The sequence below is a fragment of the Olleya sp. HaHaR_3_96 genome (assembly GCF_019278545.1).
Classification (GTDB): Bacteria; Bacteroidota; Bacteroidia; order Flavobacteriales; family Flavobacteriaceae; genus Olleya.
Map to the genome: position 1 here is coordinate 1737377 of NZ_CP058987.1, position 12304 is coordinate 1749680.

A 12304-nucleotide genomic window follows, 5' to 3' on the forward strand; every position below is an offset into this window, starting at 1 on the left:
TCATACCTATTTATAATGAAAAATAGAATTTTAATTTTAGTAGCTGTAATAAGTACTTTTTGCTCGGTAGATGTATCTGCACAGCAAGATGCTCAATACACGCAATACATGTACAATACACTAAGTATTAATCCAGCTTATGCTGGGGCTAGAGATGGTTTAAGTGCCTTGATATTGTATCGTACACAATGGGTGGGCTTAGATGGAGCACCAGATACAGGGACATTTAATATTCATACACCATTAGGAAATGAAGGTAAGGTTGGTGTCGGACTTTCTGTTGTTAATGACAGGATAGGGCCAAGTCAAGAAACTTTTTTAGATGCTTCTTTTTCTTACTCAATTAATACTTCAGATAAAGGAAAACTATCTTTAGGAATAAATGCAGGTGGAAGTCTAATGGATATAAAATATTCAGAACTAAATCAGTATAACAATGGTGATCCATTATTAGCGACTGATGTAGATAATAAGTTTTCTCCTCAGTTTGGAGCAGGTGTTTATTATAGAAGTGCTGACACATGGTATTTAGGACTTTCTGTTCCTAATATGCTTGAAACAAAGTATTTGGATAAAGGGTCGTTATCTGAAGCTTCTGAGAGAATGAATTTTTATGTAATGGGAGGGTATGTATTTGATATTAATACAGATTTAAAATTGAAACCTGCCTTTTTAGCTAAAGCAGTTTCTGGAGCGCCATTACAGGCAGATTTAACGGTTAATGCATTGTATAAAGATAAATTTACTGTCGGTTTAGCATATCGTTGGTCTGCAGCTGTCAGTGGACTTCTAGGGTATCAGGTGTCTGATAGTGTTATGTTAGGGTTTGGTTATGATAGAGAGGTTACAGATTTAGGATTAACTAAATTTGATTCAGGTTCTTTTGAAGTCTTTTTAAGATTTGAACCAAGGGATGTAACTAAAATTTTATCACCAAGATTCTTTTAATATATTGATACTATAGATTATGAAAAATAAATATATACTTTCTGCCTTAATCATTGCACTAACGTTTACATTTTCATTTGGACAAGATGATGGTATTTCTACAGGTATAGATAAAAAGTATGATAAATTGTCATATGTAGCAACAACAAAAGAATTGTTGAAACTAGTAGAGAAAGGAAATAGAACACCAGAAGTTTATAAAAAGCTTGCTAACTCGTACTATTTTAATAGTAAAATGGAAGATGCCGCTAAGTGGTATGGTGAGTTATTCATGTTAGACGCAGTTGTAGAATATGAGTATTATTATAGATATGCAATGAGTTTAAAGGCTATTGGAGATTATAAGAGTGCTAATGCTACCATGACAAAATTTGCAACTTACAAGCCAGAAGATTCTAGAGCCATTTTATTTTCTAAGTCACCTAATTATTTAGAAACTATTGAAGCGCTTTCCGGAGATTTTGAATTAGAAAATTTAGATTTAAATTCTCGTTTTTCAGATTTTGGAACGTCTTTCTATAAAGATGGAATTGTATTTGCATCGTCTAGAGGTGATGGTGATTTATACAAATGGAATGAACAACCATTCTTAGATTTGTATTTTAAAAGTGACGACTCTGTTGCAGTAGTTCCTTTTTCAGAAAACTTAAATACTAAATTTCACGAGTCTTCAACCTCCTTTACTAAGGATGGAAATACGGTGTATTTTACAAGAAATAATTACTTCAAAGGTAAGGTTAGAAAAAGTGGAGAGAAAGTTAATGGATTAAAGATTTTTAAAGCCGAATTTGTAAATGGTGCATGGAAAAAGATGGTTAGTATGCCATTTAATAATGACGATTATAATGTGGCGCATCCAGCATTAAGTTTAGATGAAACTAAATTATACTTTGCAAGTGATATGCCAGGGACTCATGGTAAATCTGATATCTATTATGTCGATATTTTAGAAGATGGTGCTTATGGCGAACCTGTTAACCTAGGAAGTACTATTAATACAGAGGGTAGAGAAAATTTTCCTTACATAAGTAATAATGGAACATTATATTTTTCTTCAGATGGACAACAAGGGCTTGGAGGATTAGATATTTTTATGACTAATTTAGACGATCCAAATCAAGAGATTACTAACTTAGGTAAGCCAATTAATAGTTCTAGAGATGATTTCGAGTTTATTATAGACGAATTTTCTAATATAGGATATTTAACATCTAACAGATACAATGGTAAAGGGGATGATGATATTTATAGATTTCAAAGAACTTTTTGTACTCAGTTAGTCTCAGGAACGACAGTAAACAAAAAAACAAATATTATTATACCTTACGCAAGTGTAGTGGTTATAAACGAAAAAGGAGTGGAAGTCCAAAACTTAACTTCAGATCAGAATGGCGCATTTAGCTATGAAGGGGCATGTAATAAACAGAAGTATAATGTTATAGCATCTAAAGATGGTTATATTCAAGCAGACCAAACGTTTTTAGTTAATCCTAAAAAGAAAGAAGATGTTGTTTTAAAACTAAAATTAACGCCAGATACGTCACAACCTGCAGAAGTTGGGATGGATTTAGTAGAGGTTTTAAACTTAAAGCCGATATATTTTGACTTTGATAAATCTAACATTAGACCTGACGCAGAACTAGAATTAAGGAAGGTTATTGATTATATGATAAAGTACCCTTCAGTAAGAATTGATGTGCAGTCACATACAGATTCTAGAGCATCAGACGATTATAACTGGGCTTTATCTAACAGAAGAAATGTTTCGACTAAACAATATATTATCCAAAAAGGAGGCATATCTGCTGACAGATTAGAGGGTAAAGGATACGGAGAGACGATGTTGGTAAATAGATGTAGTAACGATGTTAAATGTACAGAAGAAGACCATGATTTAAATAGAAGAAGTAATTTTATTATTATTTCTAGATAAGATCACAAGTTTTAGATAAGTAAAAAGCATCTCTAGTATTAGAGATGCTTTTTTTATTAAAATAAACTAAAAACAAAATATTCAAAATTCTAATTATTAACTTTGTGTATCAATTATAATGAATGAAAGAAGAAAACGTAATTTTAGTTAACCAATTTGATGAGCAGATAGGATTAATGCCTAAAATGGAAGCGCATGAAAAAGCGCTATTGCATAGGGCTTTTTCTGTTTTTGTATTTAATAATAAAAATGAGTTAATGCTACAACAAAGAGCATTAACTAAGTACCACTCTCCTGGATTATGGACAAATACGTGTTGTAGTCACCAAAGAGAAGGAGAAACTAATTTACAAGCAGGTTCTAGACGTTTAATGGAAGAGATGGGGTTTGTAACCGATTTGGTAGAAAAGACCTCTTTTATATACAAAGCGCCTTTTGATAATGGTTTAACAGAGCATGAATTAGATCACATTATGGTTGGCTATTATGAAGACAACCCAAATATAAATAAAGAGGAAGTTGAGTGCTGGAAATGGATGCCATTAGAGGATGTGAGAAAAGATATAGAAGTACAACCGCACTTATACACCGCTTGGTTTATAATTATTTTTGATAAGTTTTACCATTTTATAAATATCAATCATGAGAGTAACAGTTAGTAGAAAAGCTCATTTTAATGCAGCACATCGATTATATCGTAAAGATTGGTCGTTTGAAAAAAATAACGAGATCTTTGGAAAATGTAATAATCCTAACTATCATGGTCATAATTATGAATTGATAGCAAGTGTTACAGGTGATATAGATCAAGAAACAGGATTTGTTATAGATGTAAAAATTTTAAAAGACATTATTAAAGTTGAAGTTGAAGATGCTTTTGATCATAAAAATCTGAATTTAGATGTTGCCGAGTTTAAAGATGTAAATCCAACTGCAGAAAACATTGTGGTTGTTATTTACAATAAAATTAAGGCACAGTTAAAACCTAGCCTAGACCTAGAGGTTACGCTTTATGAGACACCAAGAAACTTTGTTAGTTATTCTGGTAAATAACCTATTTAATATAAATAAAGGCTTTAAAATGCATATAAATAGTTCTAATTTCGAACTTTATATGTAGCTTTGCAGCTAAATAAATTTAAAAGTTATGGCAAATAAAAGAGACCTAAAAAAAGACATTAATTACGTTTTAGGAGATATTATTGAAGCAGTATATGTTTGGGAATATTCAAACACTGATAAGGACAATTCAAAAAGTGAAGCAATTATAGATGACGCTATTGAGACATTTGACGATCTTATTTCTAAATTAAACACAAAAGTTGAAGAAAATAAGAAAGCTCATTTTAACGCTATTAAGTCTGACCTTGAGGTAAAAGGACGTGCGTTAATTGAAAGAATAAATAAATTAGGATAATTTATTAAAAAAAAGTTTGGTCAATCTAATAGTTAGTACTATATTTGCCAACTCTTTTGCCGATGTAGCTCAGCTGGCTAGAGCAGCTGATTTGTAATCAGCAGGTCGTGGGTTCGAGTCCCTCCATCGGCTCCAAAAAGCTTCTCAATTTTGAGAAGCTTTTTTTTTGTTTAAAAAAGCCAAATAAAAAAAGCCATTTAATAATTTAAATGGCTTTTTTTATAACTGTAAATATGTAATCTATTGTTCTGATTTTTTAATATCTAAGATATAGTCATTTAATTGTTTACCATATTTTGAGGCTTTTACCTTAGGTGTTAAAACAGTGTTTATAGTATCTAAGTATTTAATGTTAGCGTCATATATCTCAGAAAGGGCTAAGTAAGGCGCAACCTCACTATCACTATTTGAAACGGCAAAGTTTGCAGTATATAAATACTTTCTTTTAGTAAAGCTATTTAAGGCTAGTTCTATTTGTTTTAACTTGACACTATCGTTTGCTTTAGCGGCTTCAAACAGTTCCTTAGTTAAGTCTAAATTTTTATCATTAAACTTAGCAATCATGGCAAGATACTCTTCCAAAGTTTCATGTTGCTTTGACCCTTTGATTTTAGCATCGTATGAAAAGTTTTTCAAAGTAGTATTAATTTCCGTTACACCTTTGTCCGCAAAAAAGGATATGCGGTCATCTTCTTTAGTGTTTTTATTTAAATACAAATAAAACATCTCTGGTTCAGTTATGTCAGATTGTAATTTAAATTCAGACGTCCCATTAATACTGATGGAATCCATAGTTACTAATAAGGTGTCTTGTACTTTTTTTAAGTAAATAGTTCCTTTTTTTAAACCTTTTACAGTTCCTTGTACAGTTAACTTGTCAGTATCGTTTCCACATGAAAATATAGAAACTAATAGTAATAATGCAATAATTTTTTTCATTTAAAGTCGGTTTTTATCGTTAGCAAATATCAATTAAAATAAACAATAATACTAACCACCAGCAGCTAATTGCATTAAAATAGTGCAACCAATGGCAGCTAAAGTACCTACAGCATATCCAAATACGGCTAATAATACACCTACTGTTGCTAAAGAAGGATGAAAAGCAGAAGCTACAATAGGGGCAGAGGCTGCACCACCAACATTAGCTTGACTACCTACCGCCAAGAAGAAATAGGGCGCTCTTATTAATTTAGCAACAATTATTAGTAGTATAGCATGAATGGTCATCCATATAAAGCCTATACCAATAAGACCAACGTTGTCAAATATTGAGGCAATATCAATTTTCATTCCTATCGTTGCGACCAGAATGTAAATAAAAACACTTCCAAATTTACTCGCGCCTGCACCTTCAAAGTTTTTTGCTTTTGTAAACGATAGTATAATTGCTATTATGGTGGCAATACTGATCATCCAGAAAAAGGTACTATCTAAAAATGTAAAGGTGTTTTTTAATGTTTGAGATTCTATACCTGACACAACTTTACCAAAGTAAGGTGCCAAATGGTCTGCTAGGTAATGCGCGGCACTTACAGATCCAAAGGCTATCGCAGCTAGTAACATTAAATCTGTCACCGTAGGATTGCGTTTAACACTTTCGGTAAAAGATGACACTTTCTCTTTTAAAGCTTCTATGGAAGATGTATCTGCTTTGAGCCATTTATTTATTTTAGCTCGTTTTCCAATACCAATTAATAAAATAGCCATCCATACATTTGCTACTACAATATCAACAAAGACCATTTTACCATACTCAGCTTGGTTATAGCCATAAATTTCTAACATTGCGGTTTGGTTGGCACCGCCACCAATCCAGCTTCCTGCAAGTGTAGATAAGCCTCTCCAAACAGCATCCGGTCCTGCTCCTCCAACAGTTTCTGGAGAAATTGCCGAGATTATTAAAATAGCAATGGGACCGCCAATAACAATACCTATGGTTCCAGTAAAAAACATAATTAATGCTTTCCAACCTAAATTAAATACTGCTTTTAGATCTATGCTTAATGTCATTAATACTAAAGCTGCTGGTAAAAGGTAGCGACTAGCGACAAAGTATAAATTAGTTTTATGGGTTATAACATCTCCAGTGTCATTTGCGGAAGTCCACTCTGGAGCTATTAATCCTATGGTAGTCAATATAGCAGGTAACATATAAGCCATAAATAGTCCTGGTACGATTTTATAAAATTTTTCCCAAAAACCGCCTTTTAAGGATTCTGTATAAAAAATTAATCCTAATGCAAGCATTAGTACACCAAAGACGACGGTGTCATTTGTAAATAGTGGTTCACTCATAGTATTCGTTTATAGATAATGCAAAATAATCAAATAATATGGTTATTTAATGGTTTGAAAATAAAGTTTGGCACAGCATTTGTAATATATGTTGTGTAATTAAATATGAAGACTTTCTAATACTAGGTGTGGTTACCTAAACAGAGACGAGTAATAATTACTTTGGTTGGTTAGTATGAAAAAGCACTCTTTTTAGAGTGCTTTTTCTATTTAATCATTTTAATAAACATTTAACAAGGCTTAGTGTTAGTAACTAGGATTTGGCACGACAATTGTTGTATTAGTACTGTAATTAAGTATGAAGACTTTCTAATACTAGGTGTGGTTACCTAAACAGAAACGAGTATTAATTACATTGGTTGGTTAGTATGAAAAAGCACCCTTTATAGGGTGCTTTTTCTATTTAACAGGTTTTAGTAAATTATTAACAATTGTTGATGAAAGTAAAATGATATTGGCACGACAATTGCTATCTATATAAAGTAATTAAATATGAAGACTTTCTAATACTAGGTGTGGTTACCTAAACAGAAACGAGTAATAATTACATTGGTTGGTTAGTATGAAAAAGCACTCTTTTAGAGTGCTTTTTCTATTTAATAGTTTTAATATATGATTAACAGTACTAATCGTTATAAAAATGAAACTGGCACGACAATTGTAAATATTTAGTTAGTAGTTATTTACATAGACTTTTGCTTTAGGTGTGGTTACCTAAACAAAACGAGTAGTGACTATCATATTTTTGGTTGGTTATTATGAAAAAGCATCCCTTTTAGGATGCTTTTTCTATTTATCACAAGTGATGTAACACTCTTATTTTTTTATAAAAGAAATGATGTTTTCTAATAGGCCTTTGGCTAGAGGTCTTCGGGACTCGTTATAAGACTTCGAGTTTTCCAAATCGTCACCTTCAATTGTGACTAGGACATGATTCATGTCCTTTATAATTTTTAATTCAGCTTGGGCTGATGCTTCTTTTAACAGTTTAGCTTCGGCTTCGCTAACTTGTAAATCTTTAGTCCCATTAATAATGAGAATAGGCATTTCCAGAGTGCCTAAAATAGCAGTTGGACTATATTGCATCCAATTTATTATAAATCGCTGTGTCTCAATGTTAAAAATAGATGATAACGCTACGGGATAATCAGTGGTTGTTTTTCCAGTTTTTAAAATTTTAAAAATACGTTTGGTGTCTGGAGAAAATTGAGGAGCCGTTTTTTCAACTTGTTCTAAAATAACATTGTCAATACTTAAAGCAGATCCAGCAAGCGATATAAAACCAGTAATTTTGTCTTTAGCTGCTAACATACCTATTAAGCTGCCTTGATCATGACCGATAACGTATATGTTTTTGTATTTGTTTTGTTTTTTAAAATAATCTATGACAGTACTGGCATCAGACACAAAGTCATCAAATATAATAGCATTGTTAACATTATTCTCTCGTATTTGCTTCACGATACGCTTATCAAATCTGAAGGTTGTAATATTACTATTAGTTAAGCCTACAGCTAATTTTTTGATATTATTGGTTTTTTGAAAATTTTGGTTACCATCCTTATCTGTAGGACCTGATCCTCCAATGATTATAGCTAAACTTGAGACGTCATCCACATTAGGGATTAACAATGTCCCATTAATATACCTGTTTATTACAAGGTCTTGACTAGAATAGTTTAGGTCCTGGCCTGTGACATTAGCAGATAGAAAAGCAAGTAAGAGTAAGGGATATAATTTCATAATTAGATGTTTTGACCATTGAGACAAATAAAATGCCAAAACGGAATTTAATTACTCAAATTTACATTTAATTTGTGATTTTTAGAACCGAATGGTATTCTATTTGTAAATGTTATTAATCGTTTTTATATCACCTTTATCGGTTAATGTTAAAATTTATAGTATTTCATCGATTTATTTTGTTTTTTAACCTGAATCATTGGAATAAGTTTTATGTTTGCAGCGTACTAGAAATTACATACTTTTTAGTTCAATGGATTAATTAATTAATATTTGCATTATTTAAGTTTTTAAAACCTAATGTAAAAATGACAAATAGCAAAAAGCCAAGGTTGAGGGACCTTGGCTTTTCTGTTTCAAAAAAGAAAATATAAATTTTCGATATAATATTATTTAATAATCCTGAAAGTCAAATTTATTCTTGGCTTGACCTCTTGTCTTGTTTTAGCAATTTGATGTAACCAATGATGCTGCGTCGTACCTTTCATTAATAGTAGACTACCGTGTTCCAACAATAGTTTGTGTTTTAAGTCTTTGTTATCTTTATGTTTTAAATTAAAGTATCGTGGACCTCCAAAGGTTATAGAGGCTATAATGGGATTGGTGCCTAACGTTTTTTCATTGTCTGCATGCCATCCATTACTATCTTGACCATCTCGATATAAGTTAGCGAGGCATGTTGTAAATATAGTCTCTGCTTGCTCGTCTATTTTCTTTTTTATGTCGCTTAAAGCGGAAGTAAAGCCGCGCGGATGCATGATAATATTTGAATAACTATAAGGTTTATCGCTATGTCCAAATAGTGCCGTAAGTCTTGGTTGTGCATAGGTTTTCCCGAATACTGTAATGTCATCTTGCTGCCAAGGAATGTCATTTAGAAGTAACTCGAAGTACGTATTAGCTTCTTCTAGATTGAAAAATTTAGGGAAATAACTAATCTCAGCATCTGGTAAGTTCAGTTTAATTTCTTCAGAGAATAACATGTCTTATAATTTTAAATAATAATATGCCCAATACACTAATATAAATTGTAATGGAATACGAAGTAGTAAAATCCACATTGGTAAGCCGAGGGAGGCTTTTTTGCTAGATAGCATGTGATAATGAACCAATAAAAACACGATAAGCATGACTATTATAGAATAAATGGCAACGTTTTTTAATATAGGGATACACAGCGAAATACCCAAGGTAACTTCCGTAATACCACTTAATAGCACTAAAAGTTTATGGTTGGGTAAATACAAAGGCATGACACGTAAATAAATCTTAGGTTGTATAAAATGAATCATTCCAGAAAACACGTATAGGGCTGACATAATATAAAGATGCCAAGGATAAGTCATAGTTCGTTTTTTATTTTATAAATTTAGCCCATAATTTAGATCTTATGAAGTTTAGCTTAGCGTTTTTACTAACATTTATTACCACCACTTGTCTTGCGCAATTACGTGATGGCTTTGTATATGCACAAGATATTATTGATGATTTAGCAGTCGAGCTAAGGTACTGTAATGATAATAATTTTGTTGGAGAGCAAATAGATGGCTATAATAAAGAGGTTGTTATTATGACTGATTTGGCAGCAAAAGCATTAAAGAAAATACAGGACACACTTAAAAAACAAGGCTTAGGTGTTAAAATTTACGATGCTTATAGACCGCAACGTGCTGTAAATCATTTTGTACGTTGGGCAAAGCAAATTAATGACACGTTACAGAAACAACAGTTTTATCCAAACGTTAAAAAACGGAATCTGTTTAAACAAGGGTATATCGCATCAAAATCTAGGCATAGTAGTGGGAGTACTTTAGATCTAACAATCATTAATTTAGAAACAGGAATAGCGCTGGATATGGGGAGTCCATACGACTTTTTTGGCCCAGAATCTTGGGTAGACAATAAAAAACTGACTAAAAAGCAGCAATCTAATAGACAATTATTACAACATGTCATGTTGGCTAATGGATTTAGAAACTATGCGCAAGAGTGGTGGCATTTTACTTTAAGAGGAGAGCCCTATAGAAATCAATATTTTGATTTTCCTATAGAGTAGTAAAGGCATCGTGTTTATTAGTTTTAGTCTGATAAAATTCAATACAAAAAAAAGCCATAGCTGATGCTGTGGCTTTTTTTTTATATATATAGTCTTTATTTTGTGTAGGCACCAGAGGAATAGGTTAACTCATAACTATGAGTGTATATTTCGAAAACAATTCCAAAGGGATCTTCTACATAGCACATTTTAAAAGGTTTGTCTTTTGGGTAATACTCCCTAATAGGCATTCTCTGTTTACCACCATAAGAGACAATTTTATCAATAAGGTCTTCAATATTGGGATCTTGCACGCAAAAGTGAAACAGTCCGGTATTAAAAGGATTAAATTCTGGGGCTGCTTTTACGCCATTTGGAAAAGAAAATAACTCAATACCTATTCCGTCGGAAGTTGCTAAGTGTGCTATTTCAAACGTGTTCCAATCTTCGCCAAAGACATCAATGCACATCTGGCCTATAGCAGTTTCTTTTTCTTTTTTAACTTTAGAAGGCTCCATAATAATATACCATCCCATTACTTCAGAATAGAATTGAACAGCTTTGTTTATATCAGGGACCGTAATCCCAATATGAGAAAAAGATTTTGGATAATTTTTTTTAGTGGTCATATTATTTTTTTTAGAGTACAAAGATATTTTATATTTGCAGTATTGGCAATAACTTACTAAAAAGTAATATACTATACTAAAAGAGTTAAATGCTTATTATCAAATGTTTATACACGTAAAATGATCAAAAATAATTACTGTCCGCTTAATTATACCATGAATTTGATTGGGACTAAATGGAAGCCTCTTATTTTATTTCACTTATTGAATGGTGCCTTGCGTTCAGGACTACTACAGAAGCATATTACAGGAATTTCAAATAAAATGTTTACACAATCGGTTAGAGAGCTAGAAAAAGATGGTCTTATTACTAGAAAAATTTATCCTGTAGTTCCGCCAAAAGTAGAGTACAAACTGAGTGCTAGAGGACGCTCTTTGGAGCCTATTTTAAGAAGTTTAGATCAATGGGGAGTTGATGATAATTTAAAGTAGTATTTCTAATTTTATAACAACAAAAAAAAGCCACAATATAAGTTGTGGCTTTTTTTTAATTAATAAGATTATTTTAAGCCTTTTTAGCTTTAACCATTATTTTTATTTCTACATTATCTTTTATTACCTTGTCTCCTAATGCAGCAGCATCAAAAGCTTTTCCAGAATTATACATAATATTCCATTCTGTTCTGTCAATAGAAAAAGTATCACTTGATAATGTTACGTCATCACCAGTAACAACAACAGTTGCAGGAAAAGTTATATTCTTTTTAATACCTTTCATTGTTAAGTTACCACTTACATTTTTACCATCTACCTTAGTTATTTCAAAAGCAGCAGTAGCAAATTGTTCTGCATCAAAAAAGTCAGCGCCTTTTAAATGTCCAATTAATTTTCCGTTAGCTTCATCGTCAGCAGGAATATCTGTACACTTGATAGTGTTGATATCAAACATAAAACTTCCACCGACTAGTTTGTCGCCTTCAAATTTAACAACACCATTAGATACGTTTATGGTTCCTTCATGTCCACCAACAATTTTGTTAGCTTTCCAGATAATCATAGAGTTTGCTGGGTCTGCTTTATATTTAGCAGCCTCATTGTTTTCAATAACAGTTTCAACAGCTCCAGTTTTTGCTTCTTTAACATCGCTTTTGCAACCAACAAGAGTTACTCCTACTATGGCTACAGCAAAAAGATTTAATACAATTTTTTTCATGATATACGTTTTTTAGTCTTTAGTGATTTATTGTGCAAATATATAAATAATCTTCCATGGAAACTAATTAAATAATTGTTAAAATAAATAATGACATTTTGGCACTATTTATAGTAATGGCAATACTTTTGCCATCTCTATTACAGTA

14 protein-coding genes and 1 tRNA gene are annotated in these 12304 nt (G+C 31.8%); 8 read left to right on the forward strand and 7 right to left on the reverse strand.

The features are described 5' to 3' along the window. Positions 1–15: 15 nt before the first annotated feature. The 6 genes from H0I26_RS07445 (at position 16) to H0I26_RS07470 (ending at position 4433) form a co-directional block, all read left to right on the forward strand. Positions 16–948 (forward strand): type IX secretion system membrane protein PorP/SprF, encoded by a 933-nt coding sequence (locus H0I26_RS07445; protein WP_218701659.1) that lies wholly within the window; start codon positions 16–18, stop codon positions 946–948. Between the two features lie 19 nt (positions 949–967). Beyond that, a complete protein-coding gene (locus tag H0I26_RS07450) occupies positions 968–2881 on the forward strand; it encodes an OmpA family protein (RefSeq protein ID WP_218701660.1) in 1914 nt (637 codons plus the stop codon). A 122-nt stretch (positions 2882–3003) separates the two neighbouring features. After that, the gene (gene idi, locus H0I26_RS07455) at positions 3004–3540 is read left to right on the forward strand and encodes an isopentenyl-diphosphate Delta-isomerase (RefSeq protein ID WP_218701661.1); all 537 of its coding nucleotides are present in this window, start codon (positions 3004–3006) and stop codon (positions 3538–3540) included. After that, positions 3524–3934 carry a 6-pyruvoyl trahydropterin synthase family protein gene (locus tag H0I26_RS07460; RefSeq protein ID WP_101017487.1) on the forward strand — a complete coding sequence of 137 codons (411 nt, stop codon included), beginning with the start codon at positions 3524–3526 and terminating at the stop codon, positions 3932–3934. Before idi ends, H0I26_RS07460 begins: the two co-directional genes overlap by 17 nt. A gap of 94 nt (positions 3935–4028) precedes the next feature. After that, positions 4029–4298, forward strand: coding sequence for a hypothetical protein (locus tag H0I26_RS07465; RefSeq protein ID WP_090838980.1), 270 nt, complete (start codon positions 4029–4031; stop codon positions 4296–4298). 58 nt (positions 4299–4356) lie between these two features. Continuing rightward, positions 4357–4433: transfer RNA gene (locus tag H0I26_RS07470), tRNA-Thr, on the forward strand. 105 nt (positions 4434–4538) lie between these two features. Here H0I26_RS07470 and H0I26_RS07475 read toward each other — a convergent pair. The 5 genes from H0I26_RS07475 to H0I26_RS07495 form a co-directional block, all read right to left on the reverse strand. Continuing rightward, positions 4539–5237 (reverse strand): DUF4369 domain-containing protein, encoded by a 699-nt coding sequence (locus H0I26_RS07475; protein ID WP_218701662.1) that lies wholly within the window; start codon positions 5235–5237, stop codon positions 4539–4541. Positions 5238–5288: 51 nt separating this feature from the next. Next, entirely contained in the window at positions 5289–6596 is a 1308-nt protein-coding gene (locus H0I26_RS07480; RefSeq protein WP_218701663.1) for a DUF819 domain-containing protein, read from the reverse strand. 816 nt (positions 6597–7412) lie between these two features. Next, the gene (locus H0I26_RS07485; protein WP_218701664.1) at positions 7413–8339 is read right to left on the reverse strand and encodes an alpha/beta hydrolase; all 927 of its coding nucleotides are present in this window, start codon (positions 8337–8339) and stop codon (positions 7413–7415) included. Positions 8340–8728: 389 nt separating this feature from the next. Continuing rightward, entirely contained in the window at positions 8729–9322 is a 594-nt protein-coding gene (locus H0I26_RS07490; protein ID WP_218701665.1) for an alpha-ketoglutarate-dependent dioxygenase AlkB family protein, read from the reverse strand. A gap of 3 nt (positions 9323–9325) precedes the next feature. Continuing rightward, positions 9326–9685 carry a hypothetical protein gene (locus H0I26_RS07495; protein WP_218701666.1) on the reverse strand — a complete coding sequence of 120 codons (360 nt, stop codon included), beginning with the start codon at positions 9683–9685 and terminating at the stop codon, positions 9326–9328. 44 nt (positions 9686–9729) lie between these two features. Between H0I26_RS07495 and H0I26_RS07500 the strand changes: the two genes are divergently transcribed. After that, on the forward strand, positions 9730–10395 hold the full coding sequence (locus H0I26_RS07500) for a M15 family metallopeptidase (protein ID WP_218701667.1): 666 nt from the start codon (positions 9730–9732) through the stop codon (positions 10393–10395). Positions 10396–10490: 95 nt separating this feature from the next. On the opposite strand, the gene H0I26_RS07505 is transcribed toward H0I26_RS07500, so the two are convergent. Continuing rightward, positions 10491–11003, reverse strand: coding sequence for a VOC family protein (locus tag H0I26_RS07505; protein WP_218701668.1), 513 nt, complete (start codon positions 11001–11003; stop codon positions 10491–10493). A 120-nt stretch (positions 11004–11123) separates the two neighbouring features. Here H0I26_RS07505 and H0I26_RS07510 point away from each other — a divergent pair, with 120 nt between their 5' ends. Next, entirely contained in the window at positions 11124–11435 is a 312-nt protein-coding gene (locus H0I26_RS07510) for a winged helix-turn-helix transcriptional regulator (protein ID WP_218701669.1), read from the forward strand. A gap of 73 nt (positions 11436–11508) precedes the next feature. Here the strand turns inward: H0I26_RS07510 and H0I26_RS07515 are convergent, their stop codons facing one another. After that, positions 11509–12156 carry a YceI family protein gene (locus H0I26_RS07515; RefSeq protein WP_218701670.1) on the reverse strand — a complete coding sequence of 216 codons (648 nt, stop codon included), beginning with the start codon at positions 12154–12156 and terminating at the stop codon, positions 11509–11511. Positions 12157–12304: the final 148 nt, after the last annotated feature.